Source organism: Pseudomonas sp. GW823-FHT03E05 (assembly GCF_058796855.1).
In genome coordinates this window covers 52,174-70,391 of the sequence record NZ_JBXAJB010000010.1, presented here as the reverse complement: position 1 = coordinate 70,391, position 18,218 = coordinate 52,174, and the positions used below count along the sequence as shown (strand labels likewise).

Annotated in this window: 15 protein-coding genes; 10 read left to right on the top strand and 5 right to left on the bottom strand. The window is 61.7% G+C overall.

Going from position 1 to position 18,218, the window contains the following annotated elements; genetic code table 11:
* Positions 1 to 26 precede the first annotated feature (26 nt).
* The 8 genes from fadA (at position 27) to AC1RCO_RS29875 (ending at position 8,007) form a co-directional block, all read left to right on the top strand.
* Positions 27 to 1,202, top strand: coding sequence for an acetyl-CoA C-acyltransferase FadA (gene fadA / locus AC1RCO_RS29910; protein ID WP_011060261.1), 1,176 nt, complete (start codon positions 27 to 29; stop codon positions 1,200 to 1,202).
* Between the two features lie 98 nt (positions 1,203 to 1,300).
* Positions 1,301 to 1,537, top strand: a complete 237-nt coding sequence (locus AC1RCO_RS29905; protein ID WP_019093731.1) for a DUF1653 domain-containing protein — start codon at positions 1,301 to 1,303, stop codon at positions 1,535 to 1,537.
* A gap of 114 nt (positions 1,538 to 1,651) precedes the next feature.
* Entirely contained in the window at positions 1,652 to 4,264 is a 2,613-nt protein-coding gene (gene topA / locus AC1RCO_RS29900) for a type I DNA topoisomerase (protein WP_011060262.1), read from the top strand.
* A gap of 164 nt (positions 4,265 to 4,428) precedes the next feature.
* The gene (locus AC1RCO_RS29895; RefSeq protein ID WP_123430285.1) at positions 4,429 to 4,953 is read left to right on the top strand and encodes a DUF6586 family protein; all 525 of its coding nucleotides are present in this window, start codon (positions 4,429 to 4,431) and stop codon (positions 4,951 to 4,953) included.
* A gap of 50 nt (positions 4,954 to 5,003) precedes the next feature.
* The gene (locus tag AC1RCO_RS29890; RefSeq protein WP_492618333.1) at positions 5,004 to 6,038 is read left to right on the top strand and encodes a hypothetical protein; all 1,035 of its coding nucleotides are present in this window, start codon (positions 5,004 to 5,006) and stop codon (positions 6,036 to 6,038) included.
* Positions 6,038 to 7,054 carry a hypothetical protein gene (locus AC1RCO_RS29885; protein WP_019095698.1) on the top strand — a complete coding sequence of 339 codons (1,017 nt, stop codon included), beginning with the start codon at positions 6,038 to 6,040 and terminating at the stop codon, positions 7,052 to 7,054. The genes AC1RCO_RS29890 and AC1RCO_RS29885 overlap by 1 nt, the downstream gene beginning before the upstream one ends.
* A gap of 3 nt (positions 7,055 to 7,057) precedes the next feature.
* Positions 7,058 to 7,615 (top strand): LemA family protein, encoded by a 558-nt coding sequence (locus tag AC1RCO_RS29880; RefSeq protein WP_492618332.1) that lies wholly within the window; start codon positions 7,058 to 7,060, stop codon positions 7,613 to 7,615.
* A 158-nt stretch (positions 7,616 to 7,773) separates the two neighbouring features.
* Entirely contained in the window at positions 7,774 to 8,007 is a 234-nt protein-coding gene (locus AC1RCO_RS29875; protein WP_011060267.1) for a hypothetical protein, read from the top strand.
* A gap of 106 nt (positions 8,008 to 8,113) precedes the next feature.
* On the opposite strand, the gene sulA is transcribed toward AC1RCO_RS29875, so the two are convergent.
* Positions 8,114 to 8,587 carry an SOS-induced cell division inhibitor SulA gene (sulA, locus tag AC1RCO_RS29870; RefSeq protein WP_011060268.1) on the bottom strand — a complete coding sequence of 158 codons (474 nt, stop codon included), beginning with the start codon at positions 8,585 to 8,587 and terminating at the stop codon, positions 8,114 to 8,116.
* 10 nt (positions 8,588 to 8,597) lie between these two features.
* Positions 8,598 to 9,203, bottom strand: coding sequence for a transcriptional repressor LexA (gene lexA, locus AC1RCO_RS29865; RefSeq protein WP_011060269.1), 606 nt, complete (start codon positions 9,201 to 9,203; stop codon positions 8,598 to 8,600).
* A 251-nt stretch (positions 9,204 to 9,454) separates the two neighbouring features.
* Between lexA and AC1RCO_RS29860 the strand changes: the two genes are divergently transcribed.
* Positions 9,455 to 10,162: a TetR/AcrR family transcriptional regulator gene (locus AC1RCO_RS29860; protein WP_011060270.1), complete on the top strand. Its 708-nt coding sequence runs from the start codon at positions 9,455 to 9,457 to the stop codon at positions 10,160 to 10,162.
* A gap of 181 nt (positions 10,163 to 10,343) precedes the next feature.
* Positions 10,344 to 11,342 (top strand): beta-N-acetylhexosaminidase, encoded by a 999-nt coding sequence (gene nagZ, locus AC1RCO_RS29855; protein ID WP_171053488.1) that lies wholly within the window; start codon positions 10,344 to 10,346, stop codon positions 11,340 to 11,342.
* Between the two features lie 54 nt (positions 11,343 to 11,396).
* Here nagZ and AC1RCO_RS29850 read toward each other — a convergent pair whose 3' ends face one another.
* From AC1RCO_RS29850 to mfd, 3 genes are read right to left on the bottom strand one after another with little or no spacing between them, the layout of a single operon-like run.
* A complete protein-coding gene (locus AC1RCO_RS29850) occupies positions 11,397 to 14,087 on the bottom strand; it encodes an SNF2-related protein (RefSeq protein ID WP_492618331.1) in 2,691 nt (896 codons plus the stop codon).
* A gap of 11 nt (positions 14,088 to 14,098) precedes the next feature.
* Positions 14,099 to 14,665, bottom strand: a complete 567-nt coding sequence (locus AC1RCO_RS29845) for a CsiV family protein (protein WP_011060273.1) — start codon at positions 14,663 to 14,665, stop codon at positions 14,099 to 14,101.
* Between the two features lie 10 nt (positions 14,666 to 14,675).
* Entirely contained in the window at positions 14,676 to 18,125 is a 3,450-nt protein-coding gene (gene mfd, locus AC1RCO_RS29840; protein WP_011060274.1) for a transcription-repair coupling factor, read from the bottom strand.
* Positions 18,126 to 18,218: the final 93 nt, after the last annotated feature.

Here is an 18,218-nt window from a genome sequence, read left to right as displayed (position 1 = left end):
GCCCACACTAGAGCGAGAGTGAACATATGAGCTTGAATCCTAGAGACGTCGTGATTGTCGACTTCGGTCGTACTCCGATGGGCCGCTCCAAGGGCGGCATGCACCGCAACACCCGCGCCGAAGACATGTCGGCGCACCTGATCAGCAAACTGCTGGAGCGCAACGCCAAGGTCGACCCGGCGGAAGTCGAGGACGTGATCTGGGGCTGCGTCAACCAGACCCTGGAGCAGGGCTGGAACATCGCACGCATGGCGTCGCTGATGACCCAGATCCCGCACACCTCGGCCGGCCAGACCGTCAGCCGCCTGTGTGGCTCGTCCATGAGTGCTTTGCACACTGCCGCGCAAGCGATCATGACCGGCAACGGTGACGTGTTCGTGGTCGGCGGCGTCGAGCACATGGGCCACGTGAGCATGATGCACGGTGTCGATCCGAACCCGCACATGTCCCTGTACGCAGCCAAAGCCTCCGGCATGATGGGCCTGACCGCCGAGATGCTGGGCAAGATGCACGGCATCACCCGTGAGCAGCAGGACGCCTTTGGCGTGCGCTCCCACCAGCTCGCCCACAAGGCGACTGTGGAAGGCAAGTTCAAGGATGAAATCATCCCGATGCAGGGTTACGACGAGAACGGTTTCCTGAAACTGTTCGACTACGACGAAACCATCCGTCCCGAGACCACCCTGGAGAGCCTGGCGGCCCTGAAGCCGGCGTTCAACCCTAAAGGTGGTACCGTGACTGCCGGTACTTCGTCGCAGATCACCGACGGTGCCTCGTGCATGATCGTGATGTCGGCCCAGCGTGCCCAGGACCTGGGTATCCAGCCGATGGCGGTGATTCGTTCGATGGCCGTTGCAGGTGTGGATCCGGCCATCATGGGCTATGGTCCAGTACCGGCCACGCAGAAAGCCCTGAAGCGCGCGGGCCTGGGCATCAACGATATCGACTTCTTCGAGCTCAACGAAGCTTTCGCTGCACAGGCCCTGCCAGTGCTGAAAGATCTGAAAGTGCTCGACAAGATGAACGAGAAGGTTAACCTGCACGGCGGCGCGATCGCCCTGGGTCACCCGTTTGGTTGCTCCGGCGCACGTATCTCCGGGACCCTGCTCAACGTCATGAAGCAGAATGGCGGCACCTTCGGGGTGTCCACCATGTGCATCGGCCTTGGCCAGGGTATCTCGACCGTCTTCGAACGCGTTTAAGCGTTGGGTTGATGGAAGCCGGGGCCCAGTGCCCCGGTTTTTGTTTTTCTGAAGATTTGTTTGTCTTTATTTTGAAAAAATTGCACGAGGGCCAGAGCATGCAGTTACAACCCGGGCTCTATCAGCATTACAAGGGGCCGCAGTACCGCGTTTTCAGCGTGGCGCGGCACTCGGAAACGGAAGAAGAAGTGGTGTTCTACCAAGCCCTGTATGGGGATTACGGCTTTTGGGTGCGGCCCTTGAGCATGTTCCTGGAGTCGGTCGAAGTTGACGGCGAGCAGGTCCCGCGCTTTGCTTTGGTGCAGGCCGAACCCAGTCTTTTTTCACCGGCATGAGTACAGGTCGCGCAGTACCCTGCGCTTGACCTCACCCTGTTGCCACTATATATAGCGGTGCCGCGTCAGGCGCCAACCGCCTTTCACTTCTCGAATTCAGGAATTTTCTGATCCATGGGCAAATCGCTGGTCATTGTGGAATCCCCGGCTAAGGCCAAGACCATCAACAAGTACTTGGGTAACCAATACGTGGTGAAGTCGAGTATCGGCCATATCCGAGACCTGCCCACCAGCGGTTCGGCAAGTGCCGCCAAGGAGCCAGCCGCCAAGCGTGGCAAGGCCGCTGCGGGCGAAGCCCCGGCTCTGTCGCCGAAGGAAAAGGCTCGCAAGCAGCTGGTGTCGCGCATGGGCGTCGATCCCGAGCACGGCTGGAAAGCCAAGTACGAAATCCTCCCTGGCAAGGAAAAGGTCATCGAAGAGCTGCGCCGCCTTGCCAAGGATGCCGACACCATCTATCTCGCAACGGACTTGGACCGCGAAGGGGAAGCCATTGCCTGGCACCTGCGGGAAGCCATCGGCGGTGATGACAGCCGCTACAAGCGCGTGGTGTTCAACGAAATCACCAAGAAGGCGATCCAGGAAGCCTTCTCCCAGCCGGGCGAGCTGGACATTGATCGAGTCAATGCCCAGCAGGCGCGACGCTTCCTCGACCGCGTGGTGGGCTACATGGTTTCGCCGCTGCTGTGGGCGAAGATCGCCCGTGGCCTGTCTGCCGGTCGCGTGCAGTCGGTAGCCGTGAAGCTGGTGGTGGAGCGCGAGCGTGAGATTCGTGCCTTCATCCCGGAAGAATACTGGGAAGTACACGCTGACCTGGGCACTGCCAAGGGCTCGAATGTGCGTTTTGAAGTGGCCCGTGAAAACGGTGAAGCCTTCAAGCCGCTCAACGAAGCACAGGCCATGGCCGCCCTGGAGAAGCTCAAGGCCTCGGCCTACAGCGTCGCCAAGCGTGAAGACAAGCCCACCAGCAGCAAGCCATCGGCGCCGTTCATCACCTCCACGCTGCAGCAGGCTGCGAGCAATCGCCTGGGCTTCGGGGTGAAGAAGACCATGATGATGGCCCAGCGTCTGTATGAAGCCGGCTACATCACCTATATGCGTACCGACTCCACCAACCTCTCGGCCGATGCCGTGGCGATGGCGCGTACCTATATCGAAGACGAGTTCGGCAACAAGTACCTGCCGGCTTCGCCCAATGTCTACAGCAGCAAGGAAGGGGCCCAGGAGGCGCACGAAGCGATTCGTCCGTCCGATGTGAATACCCACCCAAGCAAGCTGTCGGGCATGGAACGTGACGCTGAGCGCCTCTACGAGCTGATCTGGCGCCAGTTCGTCGCCTGCCAGATGCTGCCGGCGCAATACCTGTCCACCACCGTCAGCGTCGCCGCTGGCGACTTCGAGCTGCGTGCCAAGGGCCGCATCCTCAAGTTCGACGGTTACACCCGGGTCATGCCGCAGATGGCCAAGCCGGGCGATGACGATGTGCTGCCGGAAATGGCCCAGGGCGAAGTGCTGAAGCTGATCAAGCTCGATCCGAGCCAGCACTTCACCAAGCCCCCGGCGCGTTACTCCGAAGCCAGCCTGGTGAAGGAAATGGAAAAGCGCGGCATTGGTCGTCCTTCGACCTATGCGGCAATCATTTCGACCATCCAGGATCGCGGCTATGTGACCCTGCACAACCGTCGTTTCTATTCGGAAAAGATGGGCGACATCGTCACTGAGCGCCTTTCCGAGAGCTTCTCCAATCTCATGGACTACGGCTTCACCGCCGGCATGGAAGAGAATCTCGATGACGTGGCCCAGGGCGAGCGCGACTGGAAGAACGTCCTCGACGAATTCTACGGTGACTTCAAGAAGAAGCTCGAAGTAGCCGAGGGCGCCGAAAGCGGCATGCGCGCCAACCAGCCGGTAATGACCGATATCCCATGCCAGACCTGCGGCCGGCCGATGCAGATCCGTACCGCCTCCACCGGCGTGTTCCTCGGCTGCTCGGGCTACAGCCTGCCGCCCAAGGAGCGTTGCAAGGCCACCGTCAACCTGGTGCCGGGCGACGAGATCGCCGCGGATGACGAGGGCGAGTCCGAATCCCTGGTGCTGCGCGGCAAGCATCGTTGCCCGATCTGCAGTACGGCGATGGATGCCTACCTGCTGGACGAAAAGCGCAAGCTGCACATCTGCGGTAACAACCCGGATTGCGCCGGCTACGAGATCGAAGAGGGCAGCTACCGGATCAAGGGGTATGAAGGCCCGAGCCTGGAGTGTGATAAGTGCGGCAGCGAGATGCAGCTCAAGACCGGCCGTTTCGGCAAGTTCTTCGGTTGCACCAACCCGACCTGCAAGAACACTCGCAAGCTGCTGAAAAGCGGTGACGCGGCGCCGCCGAAGATGGACCCGGTGAAGATGCCCGAGCTCAAGTGCGAGAAGGTCAACGACACCTACATCCTGCGCGATGGCGCTTCGGGCCTGTTCCTGGCGGCCAGTCAGTTCCCGAAAAACCGCGAGACCCGTGCGCCGTTGGTGCTGGAACTGATCCCGCACAAGGATGAGATCGATCCCAAGTACCACTTCCTCTGCGAAGCTCCGCAGAAGGACCCGGACGGCCGCCCTGCGGTGGTGCGTTACAGCCGCAAGACCAAGGAGCAGTACGTGCAGACCGAAGTCGACGGCAAGCCGACCGGCTGGCGTGCCTTCTACGACGGCGGTAAATGGAAGGTCGAAGACAAGCGCTAAGTGCTTGGCCTGCCGAGGGCTAGCTTCTCGGTGTAGCGACCAACAGGGCCGCATGACTCCTTCAAGGGGGCATGCGGCCTTTCTTTTGCTTGCGGCAAGCTGGAGTGATCCCTGAAACTGTGCCGTCTGCATCTGGTTCTCTTTTCGCAGTGGAGGCTGCCCATATGGCCCATGAGCTCTATACCCGTACCAATCAGAAAATCTACTTTGCCGGTCTGTCGCTCGAAGCCCTGGCACGCGCTGAGGAAGGGCGGGCCATGAATGCCCAGGCGCAGGTCCAGGCGGGGCGCGAGTCGGTGCTGTTCCACCTGTACGGGGCCTTGCTGGGGCTGTGCCATGAAATTGCCGGGTTCTATCGGCTGCCGCAGGCCAATGCGGCCCGGGTCGAGCAGATCCTCAATCGTGAAGTGCTGCAAAGCATTGCCATTCCCGAGCTGGCAGAGCTGGTGGAATTGGCGCACAGCCCGCAAACCTGGCTGGCGCAACTGCTGTCTGCTTACAGCGAGCTGTTTCAGCCGCCACAGGCGCCGCACAAGCCCAAGGGCGATGTAACCCAGCCACTGATTATTGCGGTCAATCTGGATGAAGAGGAGCCCGAGCAGGCACTGAGTCGGGAAGAGCTGGAAAGCTGGCGGCAGAACCTCAAGGCCCTGGCCATTCGTTTCAGGGATGGCCTTAACGAGTGTTGATCCTGAGCGCTGCTTGATTGGCGGCGTGACTATTTGATCAAGGAAGATTCATGCTGTTCTTCTTGCGTGACCAGGCGCTGCTTCGCCTGCTGAACGATTGCCGGGTGCGAGTGGTTCGTGCCCAGTCCAATACTGACTTGCTGGAAGTGCTCGACAGGCTGGAGATATTCCCCGGCGGTCTGGAATTCGACCATGTGCAGGCAATAACGCTTCTGGTCCTGGCGTTTGCCTCCCTGGCTGTCGCGCTGCTGATGGACGGCATGGGCGGGATGTTCTGGGTGTTTCTGGCTCTGTGTTTCTTTAGCTATTACGTCAGCAAAGGGGCCTCTGGCTCCTTGACTGATCTGGCGGCAAGCATCGTGCGCAAGTGTGTAATGTTTCATCATGGCTTGAGCGAGTCCGACAGCAGTGCCGACTGGCGCCTGAAAAGGCTGAACAACGAGTTCAGCGATTACCAGCGGGGTAATGAGCGACGCCATATCCAGGACTCGCTCCTGGGTGTCTACCAGGGGCCTCGCCAGTCTTTGACGTTCGAGTATCACCATCTGCAGTACGTCAATTCCAGGCAAGAGCCTGGTGCCGGCGGCAGCTATCGCACTGTCTACGACACGTACAACCGCTACAGCCTGGTGCTGGATTTCCCGTGGGTGACAGAGATTACGGTTCGCTCCAGTCCCCTGGAAGTGTCATTGGCGGGGCAGCCGTTCAAGACCGGTCGCGAGGATTTCGACCAGGTCTTTGTACTGCGCGGTAATGATCAGGCCTGTTGCGAACACTTCGCCAGGCCAGCAACCCTGGACCTCCTGATGGAGCTTTCACGCCACCTTTACCGGGTCAATCTGGAATTTTCCAGTCAAGGGCGGCTCTGTCTGAGCTTTGATAATGCGGACATCATTGCCCATGCCGATCCGGGCTCGCTGAGTGATCTGGCGGTCTTTCGCGAGCGGATCAAGGCGGGTATCGAGTTGCCGAAGCTGTATTCACTGCTGGAGCTGGTGCATCGGTTGGCGCAGTCGCATGACAGCCATGCTCTTGCTGCTGTTCCAGATGTTCCTGAGGCTGGCAACTTGATCAAGGAAATGTAATGCAGTTTCTCAAGCACGATGCCGAGTTGGTGAAGTTGTTGGCCACTAGCAATGCAGAGGTGGCTCGAGCCAAGAGCAACGAGGATCTATTGAGGGTCATCGCCAGGCTCCAGTCCTTCAGGGGAGGGTTGGAGTTCGATCATGCCCAGTCCTGGCTGCTGTTGATGCTGGCTATTGTGTCGGCGATCCCGGCCATGGCGGGTGTGGAGCTGATGTGGTTTGCGACGGCCTGCCTGGGTTTTGCCACCTTGTATACCTGGATGGGTCGTAAAGCCGTGTTAGACGAGTTACCGCAGAAAATAGCCCGTAAGTGTTCATTCCTCAGTAACGGCCTTTGGGACCCGGGCGGAACCGCCGATGAGCGTTTCGCGCAACTGAGCAGTGAGTTCGACGACTATGATCGCGGCAATGACAGCCGCCGTATCGAGGCTTCAGCCAGGGGGACCTACCAGGGCCCGCGGCATCAGTTGTCCTTTGTCTTCCACCATCTGCGTTACGTGAACTCCCACTACAAACGCAAATCCGATGGCGAGAGCGAGCGGGTCTATGAGAGTTTCGATCGCTTCAGCCTGGTGGTGGACTTTCCTTGGGTCAGAGGGGTGATGGTGCGCAGTGATCTGCCAAATACCAAGAGCAAGAAGCGCAAAGTCTTTGAGACCACTTCCGATGACTTCAACAGAAGCTTCAATTTCACCGGTGATAGTGAGCTGGCTTGCGCGAAGTTCGCAACGCCCACCACCCTGGCTTTCTTGCTGGAACTTCGTCGGCGGCTGAAAAAGGTGAATCTGGAATTCTCCAGCGAGGGCCATTTATGTCTGAGCTTCGATGATGCCGAGGTCATGGCCTACAAGGATCCGGGCACGTTTGACGATCTGCCGAGCTTCTACGCCAATATCGAGCAGGGCCTGCCGTTGCCTAACCTGTTTCCGGTGCTGGCCCTGGTGCATGAGTTGGCGGAGCTGCACGACAACAATTTCGATCTTCCGCTGAAGGTCACTGATGAAATGGAGCAGTAGAGTATGGAGTTGTTGCTGGTCATCGCGATTGCCTTGGGCGTTCTTGCCTATGTGCACTACAACAAGATTGTCGGTGCGCATAACCGTGCCCAGCGGGCTTGGTCGGATGTGCTGACCTACCAGCGCCAGAGGATCAAGGTGCTGGACATGCTGGAGCCGCAAGTGGCTGGCTTCCAGGCCTACGAAAGCCAGTTGCTGGAAAAGATCGTTGGGCTGCGTAGTGCCATTGGTAGCTTGCCATCCGCAGCCGACGGTGATGCGCTCAAGTCGGTAGACCAGGGCGCCAAGGCTTTGCTGGGCGGTTTGAATCTTGCGTTTGAGGCCTACCCCGACCTCAAGTCCGTCGAGTTGTTGAGCAACCTGATGCGCGAGGTTGCCGAGCAGGAAGGCAATATCGGTGGGGCGATTACCCTGTTCAACCTGAATGTGGAGCACTTCAACAACTCCATTCAGATGTTTCCCGGCTCCCTGGTCAATCGGTTGGCCCTGAAGAAGTCGCTGATCACGCCGTTTTCCGACAGCCAGGCCTCGGCAGGTTTTGAATACAAGCCGAATTTCTGAAGGGGGCTGGCGCGGGCTTGGGGTCGGTGTGGCTAGGTGTTGATTGCAAGGATCGGGAAGTAATTCCTGGTGAGGGGGCACGATCCCCCTGCAAGATCCTGAGCGGGGCGGGGGTGATGACTGATATAATCCCGCCCTTTCGTGGAGACCAGACCTTTATGCCAACGTCCTTTCTAGAAATTGTCGAGTTGCCAGACGGCCGTATCGAGCTGCGCAGAGCTGAGGACGAGGGTTCTCTGGTTACTTTGGATTTCTCCGAGGATGCCAAAGCCTTTCTGCAAGGTCAGCACGTGGAAGTGGCCAAGGCCATGTTGAGCGTCGGCGTACAGATGGCCGGTCGACTGGTTGAAGGTGAAATTGACAAGGAAGATGGCCCGCGGGTTCTGCACTGAGCCCGTCTATCGGGTTTCTCCGGTCATCCGTCGCATTTGTTCCGGCTTCTCAATCCTGGAGAAGCCTTGTGTCATTCAAGCGTAAATCCCACGCTTTCCCGGTGTTTCATCCCAGGCGAATATTCAGGCTCTGCGCATCGCCAGTCCGTGCGGCGCTGATCAGCTGTTGCCGGGCGCTGGCGCTCAACGGGTTCAACCAGCTGACTACGGTATGACTGCGACCCAGGCGCAGGGCCTCGCAGGCGAGCTGTTGCGGGCTTTGATTACCCCGGGGGTGCAGCAGCAGGATCCCCTCGCGATTCAGGCCGGCGTCCCGTAGCCAGCTTTGGGTCAGGCTGGAGGGCGGGGCGATCAGTGTCAGCCAGCGCGCGTCCTGGTCCTGGCTGAGTTCCCGAAGGATCGGTGCCAATAGGTTCAGGCAGTTCCCGGCGGCGCCGCGTAACGACAGCTCGCTGAAGGCTTCTGGATCTTTGTTCCAGGGCGATTCGACCACTTCCTTGAGGGCGGGCGCCAATGGCTGGGCCAGGAACGCCTCGAACAGTGGCAGTTGTGCTTGCTGTGGTGTGTGGGGGAACTGCATGGAGCCTCCTTTAGCGGCGAATGACGCCGACACTCAAGCCTTCGATCACCAGATCCTGATCTTTCAGGTTGACTTCGATGGGGGCGAATTCAGGGTTCTCGGCAATCAGCCAGACCTTGCTGCCTTCGCGCTTGAAGCGCTTGACCGTGACCTCATCACCGATGCGCGCCACCACGACCTGGCCATTGCGGGCCTCGCGAGTGGTGTGTACCGCCAACAGGTCGCCGTCGAAGATGCCGATGTCCTTCATGCTCATGCCATGGACGCGAAGCAGGTAGTCGGCGCGAGGGTGGAAGAAGGTCGGGTTGATATTGCAGGACTCTTCGATGTGCTGCTGGGCCAGGATCGGTGCACCGGCGGCGACACGGCCAATGATCGGCAGGGTATCGTCGGCCTTGGCTTCGAAGCCGGGAATGCGGATTCCGCGGGAGGCACCCGGGGTCATCTCGATGGCGCCTTTGCGGGCCAGGGCCTTGAGGTGTTCCTCAGCGGCGTTGGGCGATTTGAATCCCAGTTCCTGGGCAATTTCCGCACGGGTGGGCGGGTAGCCGTTGTCTTCGAGGCAGCGTTTGATAAAAGCCAGAATCTCAGCTTGGCGTGGCGTCAGTTTTAGCATGTCGATCGCTCTGTCTTTTTATACAGTGACTGGGATTATATACAGTGGACGTCGCTTGGCAATCCTCCTTTTGCCTGTGGCGGCCGAGCGGTTGTCATCCAGGGGCCGCAATCCTGCGCCGAAGGCTGGCTACAGTGGCCGGCAGGTGTGATTAAATAGCGCGCCGGACGGCTTGCGCAGAGGCCGGCAGGCTTGACATTGCAAAGCCTGAAACGTATGTTTCAAACAAGTGTTTGTCAGGCGGAGTAGCCATGGCCCAGTCGGAAACCGTTGAACGCATTCTCGATGCTGCCGAGCAGTTGTTCGCGGAAAAAGGTTTTGCCGAAACCTCATTGCGGCTGATCACCAGCAAGGCCGGGGTCAACCTGGCAGCGGTCAACTATCATTTCGGGTCCAAGAAGGCCTTGATCCAGGCGGTATTCTCGCGTTTCCTCGGCCCGTTCTGCATCAGTCTCGATCGTGAGCTTGAGCGCCGTCAGTCCAGGCCGGAGAACAAGCCGAGCCTGGAAGAGCTGCTGGAAATCCTCGTCGAGCAGGCCCTGGTAGTGCAGCCGCGCAGCGGTAACGACCTGTCGATCTTCATGCGTCTGCTGGGGCTGGCGTTCAGCCAGAGCCAGGGGCACTTGCGGCGTTATCTGGAGGACATGTACGGCAAGGTGTTCCGCCGCTACATGCTGCTGGTCAACGAAGCGGCGCCGCGTATTCCGCCCATCGAGCTGTTCTGGCGCGTGCACTTCATGCTCGGCGCTGCCGCGTTCAGCATGTCCGGGATCAAGGCGCTGCGGGCTATCGCCGAAACCGATTTCGGGGTCAATACCTCCATCGAGCAGGTGATGCGCCTGATGGTGCCGTTCCTCGCCGCCGGCATGCGTGCCGAAACCGGCGTCACCGACGAAGCCATGGCCAGCGCCCAGCTCAAGCCGCGCAGCAAATCGGCCCCGGCAGCCGCCAAGGCCTGACCCACGGGTGGGCGCGACAGCTTACATCCGCTAAGCTAGCCGCCCATGCCGATTCTCGTTCTATATCCCGTGCCTTCCCTGCGCCGATGCTGCTCGGCCCGGCTGCATCCATGCGGATGCGGCTCGATCAGCGTTGCCTGGAAGCCATCGTAGTGCTTAAGGAATTTCTATGACTGCTGGCCTGCAAGGCTCTTTGATGGTGGACGTCGCCGGTACCTGGCTGACGGCCGAAGATCGCCAACTCCTGCGCCAGCCGCAGGTCGGTGGGTTGATCATCTTTGCCCGCAATATCGAACATCCGCGCCAGGTACGGGAGCTGTGCGCGGCGATTCGGGCGATTCGCCCGGACCTGTTGTTGGCCGTGGACCAGGAGGGCGGCCGGGTGCAGCGTCTGCGCCAGGGCTTTGTGCGCCTGCCGGCCATGCGTGCCCTGGCCGACAATCCGAATGCCGAGTACCTGGCCGAGCAGTGTGGCTGGGTCATGGCCACCGAGGTCCTGGCGGTGGGGCTGGACCTGAGCTTCGCCCCGGTACTGGACCTCGATCACCAGCGCAGCGCGGTGGTGGGCAGCCGGGCTTTCGAGGGCGACCCCGAGCAGGCGGCGTTGCTCGCCGGTGCGTTTATCCGCGGTATGAACAGCGCCGGCATGGCCGCTACCGGCAAGCACTTTCCCGGGCACGGCTGGGCCGAGGCCGACTCTCATGTGGCGATCCCCAATGACGAGCGCAGTCTGGATGAAATCCGTGCCAAGGACCTACTGCCCTTTGCTCGTCTGAGCAAGCGGTTGGCGGCAGTGATGCCTGCGCACGTCATCTATCCGCAAGTCGACCCTCAACCGGCCGGCTTCTCGCGCTACTGGTTGCAGGACATCCTGCGTGGCGAGCTGCAATTTGACGGGGTGATCTTCAGCGATGACCTGTCCATGGCCGGCGCCCATGTCGTCGGGGACGCGGCAAGCCGGATCGAAGCGGCGCTGACCGCCGGTTGCGACATGGGGCTGGTATGCAATGACCGTGCTGCCGCCGAGCTGGCCCTGAGTGCCGTGCAGCGCCTCAAGGTGCAGCCTTCGCCACGCATCGCGCGGATGCGTGGCCAGGCCTTCGCCAATATCGAGTACAAGCAGGATCCGCGTTGGTTGGCGGCGCTGGGTGCCCTCAAGGATGCCCAGTTGATCGACTGACGACTTCGCAAGGGGGCTCCGGGCAATTCTGGATGCCCCCGCACGTGGCCGGTCTCAGCGGCCGCCCTTGTTGTCCGGCAGTGGGGCGAACAAGGCTTCGATGTCGTCGCTCTGCAGCTTCCAGTCACCGGCCTTGCGCCCATCAAGCACGCCTGCCGCCAGGTCCGATTTTTCCTGCTGCAGGTGCTGGATCTTTTCTTCCACCGTACCTCGGGCAATCAGCTTGTAGACGAACACGGGCTTTTCCTGGCCGATGCGATAGGCGCGGTCGGTAGCCTGGCTCTCGGTGGCCGGGTTCCACCACGGGTCGTAGTGAATCACCGTATCGGCTTCGGTCAGGTTGAGGCCGACACCGCCGGCCTTGAGGCTGATCAGGAAAATCTGCAGCTTGCCGCTCTGGAAGTCCCGTACCGGAGTGCGCCGGTCCCGGGTCTGGCCGGTGAGCAAGGCGTAGGCGATGTTGCGCCGTTTCAGCTCGGCCTCGATCAGGCTCAGCATCGAAGTGAACTGCGAGAACAGCAGAATCCGCCGGCCCTCTTCGAACAGTTCTTCAAGCATTTCCATCAGGCTGTCGAGCTTGCCTGAGGAGCTGCCCCGTGTGGGTGGCGAGTCGTTGACCAGGCGCAGGTCGCAACACACCTGGCGCAGTTTGAGCAGGGCTTCAAGAATGATGATCTGGCTGCGCGCCACACCTTTGCGGGTGATTTCGTCGCGCACTTTCTTGTCCATGGCCAGGCGCATGGTTTCGTAGACATCACGCTGCGCCTCGTTGAGCTCGACCCAGTGGATGATCTCGGTCTTGGGCGGCAGTTCGGTGGCCACTTGCTCCTTGGTACGGCGCAGCAGGAAGGGCTTGATCCGGCCGTTGAGGTGCTGCAGGCGCACTTCGCTGGCGTGCTTTTCAATCGGTACCCGGTAGTCACGGTTGAAGCTCTTGGCATCGCCGAGCCAGCCCGGCAAGAGGAAGTGGAACAGCGACCAGAGCTCCCCCAGATGGTTTTCCAGCGGCGTGCCGGACAGGCACAGGCGCTGCCGGGCATTGAGTTCCCGAGCGGCCTGGGCGGCCTTGCTCGACGGATTCTTGATGTACTGCGCCTCATCGAGGATCAGCACATGCAGGGGCTGGGCCGCCAGCAGTTCGATGTCCTTGGGCAGCAGCGCATAGGTGGTCAGCAGCAAGTCATGGTCGCCCAGCTGGGCGAAGTGTTTCTTGCGCCCGGCGCCATACAGCGCCAGTACCTTGAGCTGCGGGGTGAAGTGCGCGGCCTCGTCCAGCCAGTTGGGAATCAGGCTGGTGGGCATTACCACCATGCAGGGGCGGTCCAGGCGCCCGGCGTTCTTCTCGCTGAGTATGTGCGCCAGGGTTTGCAGGGTCTTGCCCAGGCCCATGTCGTCGGCCAGGATGCCGCCCACTTCCAGCTGGCGCAGTGACTGCATCCAGCTCAGGCCTTCGAGCTGATAGGGGCGCAGGGTGGCATTCAGGCCCTGGGGCGCCGGTGCCGAGTAGTCGCGGATGTCCCGCAGGCGCTGGGCGAAGGTGCGAATGTGTTCGCCGCCTTCCCATAGCAGTGGCAGGTCCTGCAACGGGTTGAGGCGGGTGGCGTCGGCGCTGCTCAAGCGCAGGGTGGTATCGCCGGGTTCTTGCAGATAGAACTCGCCCAGGGTTGCCAGTACCGGCTTCAGGCGGCCATAGGGCAGTGCCACTTGCAGCGGGCCATGCAGGGAGTTGGGCCGATTGGGAATGTTCACCAGGATCAGCTCGTCGTCGCGGCGCTTGGCCAGGCGCTCCGGATTGAGGATCTCGGTGTGCGAGCGCATCAGGTTGAGCAAAATCGGCAGCAGGCTCAAGCGCTCGCCGTTGACGATGATCCCCAGTTCCAGGTCGAACCAGTCGCGGCCCGGGGCCTCGTCGACACTGGCGTACCAGTCGTCCACCGCCGTCAGGTCGAAGCCGAAGCCCTCGTCGATCTGCAGCTCCCAGCCCTGGCTGCGCAGCTTGGGCAGTTCGTTGAGGGTGAAGGTCAGCCAGGCGCTGTCGTTGACCATCTCGAACAGCTCGCCGGCGCTTTCCGGCAGTGCCTTGCTCTGCCGGGTGGCGATCTTGAAGCCCAGGCCTCGCAATTGCTCGCGCCAGCCCTGTTCCAGCTCGGGCTGGCGCTTGATGCGCAGGCTCTGGTGTTCCTGGCGGATGATCACATCGGTGTTCTTCTGCCCGCTGGCGTATTCGCCCCTGTAGTTGAACGACAGTGCGGCGCGGTGCTGGATGTAGCGCTGCATCTTGCCGTTGCGCGGTTCGAAGGCGCTGAACTCGATGCTTGCCAGCCACAGCCGCGGCACCGGGTGCACGTCCTCCAGCAGTACCTGGGGCAGGGCGGCGGGGCGACGGCTGTCGAGGACTGCGGAGAGCTTTTCCAGCAGTTCGGCGTCCTGGACTGCCGCCGGGTAGGCCAGGGTTTCCTCCACTTGTAGCAGCACCGCAGCGATGTGCTTGCAGTTGCTGCGTACTGGGCAGGTGCAGTGGGCGTCGATCAGCAGCAGGTTGCCCTTGCTCGATTCGCGCAGGGTGATGGTCTGCCGGTACATAGTGCCACCGGAGCCTTCGCAACTGGCGGTGATAGCGCTGTCTCCGGCCGTGGCGATGCGCACGCGTTTTTCCAGGGCGTAGCGCCGGCCACGCTCCAAGGCTTGTTCCTTGAAGCGGTTGACCCAGGAGGGGGCCAGGGGTTTGGTCAGGGGCGGGGTCATAGGGACTTCGATCAGTCCGGAATTTCAGTTGGAGCGGGGCGCGGTGCCGGTGCGGTCAGCGAGGTGATCTTGATCAGCAGCGCCAGGTGGCCGTTGTCCAGGTAGTTGAGCTGGCCATTCTTGGTATGGCTCTGCTGTTTCAGGCGCTCGCTGCTGGTGACCAGGCCGTTGCTGTCGATCTGGTTGACCCAGAAGTCCGCGTCCACATCGGTGAAGCGCCCGAGCTTCAGGCTCAGGGTGCCTTCGATGGGGAACTGGCCGAACTGTTCCGGGCCATCGCTGAGGGCAACCTTTACCGGGGTTTCCCCCAGGGTCTGTTGCCAGGCCTTGTGCAACAGCACGCTGTAGCTGCCGCTGGCGCCGAGCTTTTCCACGATGCTGCCCAGGGCTGGGGTGCGCAGGCTGTCCGGGCTCAGCCGTTGAGCGCCGGCGGCCCAGTCTTCGGGGGCTGCACGGCTGACGATCAGCGGCTCGGCGTTCTGCCGTACGAGGATCATTTCCACCTGGTACAGGTCATCGGCAAAGGCCGTTGGCGCGACCAGGGCCACGAGCAGGGTCAGGGAGCGGAACAGGCGCATGGGGCGTCCTTCAAGCAGATTTCGGGGTGAGGCGCTCAAACAGTGCCTCCAATGTATTAAAGCGCTCTTCCGGGCGCTCCATCGGCACCATGAACTTGAACAGGGTTGCGCCTTCGAATTTGTAGCGTTTGGGCTGGCCCTGGATCAGTTTGATCAAGGCCAGTGGGTCTACCGGTGTATCTGCGGCGAACTCGATGCGGCCGCCTTGTGGGCCGCCGTCGACCTTCTTGATCCCCAGTTGCTCGGCCTGGAGTTTGAGCAGGGTCAGGCGGATCAGGTTCTTGGTCGGCTCCGGCAGCAGGCCGAAGCGGTCGATCATCTCCACTTGCAGGTCCTTGAGGCCGTCTTCGTCCGTGGCCGAGGCGATGCGCTTGTAGAGGATCAGGCGCGCGTGCACGTCCGGCAGGTAGTCCTCGGGAATCAGTGCCGGCAGGCGCAGGTTGATTTCCGGGCCGCCACCCAGTGGCTGGTCGAGGTTCGGTTGTTCGCCCTTGCGGATGGCCTTCACCGCGCGTTCGAGCATTTCCATGTAGAGGGTGAAGCCCACGGCCTGGATCTGCCCGCTCTGGCCGTCGCCCAGCAGTTCGCCAGCGCCACGGATCTCCAGGTCGTTGGTGGCCAGGACGAAGCCGGCTCCCAGGTCCTGGGTGTTGGCGATGGCCTCCAGGCGTTTTTCCGCGTCCGGCGTGATCTGCTGGCGCGGTGGCGTCAAGAGGTATGCGTAGGCCTGGTGGTGACTGCGCCCGACCCGACCGCGCAACTGGTGCAACTGGGCCAGGCCGAACTTGTCGGCGCGCTCGATGATGATGGTGTTGGCGCTGGGCACGTCGATGCCGGTCTCGATGATGGTCGAGGCGATCAGCACGTTGAAGCGCTTGTGATAGAAGTCGCTCATCACCTGTTCGAGTTCGCGTTCGCGCATCTGCCCGTGGCCGATGCCGATCCGCGCCTCGGGTACCAGTTCGGCCAGGTCGGCGGCGCATTTCTCGATGGTCTTCACGTCGTTGTGCAGGTAGTACACCTGGCCGCCACGCAGCAGTTCGCGCAGCAGGGCCTCTTTGACCGTGCTCTTGTTCTGTTCCATGACGAAGGTGCGCACCGACAGGCGCCGGGCCGGCGGGGTGGCGATGATCGACAGATCGCGCATGCCCGAGACGGCCATGTTCAGGGTCCGCGGGATCGGCGTGGCGGTCAGGGTCAGGATGTCGACTTCGCTGCGCAGCGCCTTGAGCTGCTCTTTCTGGCGGACACCGAAACGGTGTTCTTCGTCGATGATCACCAGCCCCAGGTTCTTGATCTTCACATCGTCCTGCAACAGCTTGTGGGTGCCGATGACGATGTCGATCTTGCCTTCGGCCAGGTCCGCCACCGCAGCATTCACTTCCTTGGTGGACTTGAAGCGGCTCATCACTTCCACGGTCACCGGCCAGTCGGCGAAGCGGTCGCGGAAGCTGTTGTAGTGCTGCTGGGCGAGCAGGGTGGTGGGCACCAGGATCGCCACTTGCTTGCCGCCGTGGACTGCGATGAAGGCAGCGCGCATGGCCACCTCGGTCTTGCCGAAGCCCACGTCGCCGCATACCAGGCGGTCCATGGGCTTGCCCGACAGCATGTCCTCGCGCACCGCTTCGATGGTGCTCTGCTGGTCCGGGGTTTCCTCGAAGGGGAAGCCGGCACTGAAGGTGGCGTAGTCGGCCTTCGGGTCAGCAAAGGCATAGCCTTCGCGGGCGGCGCGGCGGGCATAGATGTCCAGCAGTTCGGCAGCCACATCGCGCACCTGTTCGGCGGCCTTGCGCTTGGCCTTCTGCCAGGCTTCCGAGCCTAGGCGATGCAGGGGCGCGAGGGCGTCGTCGCTGCCGGTGTAGCGGGCGATCAGGTGCAGGTTGGCCACGGGCACATAAAGCTTGGCGCCCTCGGCGTATTCCAGGGTCAGGAACTCGGCGGCCTGGTTGTCGATTTCCAGGGTGGCCAGGCCCAGGTAGCGACCGACGCCATGGTCGATGTGCACCACCGGCGCACCTTCACGCAGCTCGGTGAGGTTCTTGATCACCGCATCGTTGTTGGCATCGGCGCGCTTTTCCCGGCGCCGACGCTGCATTACTCGCTGGCCGAACAACGGGCTTTCGGCCACCAGGGCCAGGGCCGGATCGTCCAGCACCAGGCCTTCGTCCAGCGGGGCGATGGTGATTGCCAGGCGTTCCTTGCTGGCGACGAAGTCCGGCCAGCTGTCGACGGTCTTGGGCCGCAGCTTGAGGCGCTCCAGCAGCTCCAGCAGCACTTCCCGGCGGCCGGCGGATTCGGCGGTGAACAGCACTCGCCCGGGGAACTCGTCGAGAAAGCCCGAAAGTGCTGCCAGCGGCTGGTTGGCCTTGGCTTCGATGGCCAGGTTCGGCAGCTCGTGGGCCGGGAAGCGTTCGCGGCCGACACCGGTCTCGATGTCCTGCTGGCTGGCCACCACTCGCGGCCAGTTCTTCAGCCGGGCGAAGCAGTCTTCCACTGGCAGGAACAGTTCGGCCGGGGGCAGGAGCGGGCGCGAAGGGTCGACGCGGCGCTCTTCATAGCGGTTGCGTACATCGTTCCAGAAGTTTTCCGCGGCCTGTTCGATGCCCGGCAGGGAAAACACCTGGGTGTCCTGAGGCAGGTAGTCGAACAGGGTCGAGGTCTCTTCGAAGAACAGCGGCAGGTAGTACTCGATACCGGCCGGGGTAATCCCGCTGCTCAGGTCCTGGAAGATCGGGCAGCGGCGGAAGTCCACATCGAAGCGTTCGCGAAAGCGCGCCTTGAAGCGGGTCACCGCTTCTTTCTGCAGCGGGAACTCCTTGGCCGGCAGCAGGCGCACCGAGTCGACCTTGTCGATGGAGCGCTGGTTCTCCGGATCGAAGGTGCGCAGGGTCTCGATTTCGTCGTCGAACAGGTCGATGCGATAGGGCAGCTTGCTGCCCATGGGAAACAGATCGATCAGTGCGCCGCGCACGGTGAATTCGCCGTGTTCGTAGACGGTGTCCACGTAGCGGTAACCACTGGCTTCCAGGCGGGTGCGCATCTGTTCCACATCGAGCTTCTGGCCGACGTCCAGCACCAGGCTGCTGCCCAGCAGGAACTGGGTGGGCGCCAGGCGGTGCAGGGCAGTGGTGATCGGCACCACCAGCACGCCATGTTCCAGCTCCGGCAGCCGATAGAGGCTGGCGATGCGCTGGGAAATGATGTCCTGGTGCGGCGAGAACAGGTCGTAGGGCAGGGTTTCCCAGTCAGGAAAATGCAGCACCGGCAGATCCGGGGCGAAGAAGCTCAGCTCCTGTTCCAGCCGGTCAGCGCTTTGGCTGTCGGCAGTCAGCAGGAGGGTGAAGCGCTTGGCAGCGCTGGCGGCTTCGGCGATGGCCAGGCTCAGGGCGGCACCGGGCAAGTTGCCCCAATGCTGTTTGCCGGCGGCGGCAGGGAGTAGCGGTAGACGCAGGACGGGCACGGACGGTCAAGCTCCAAGCGTTGCGACAAAGTCGGTAATTGTAACGGCCCCGGGCAGCCACTGTCAGTGGCTGATGCGTCTAATACGCTGGTT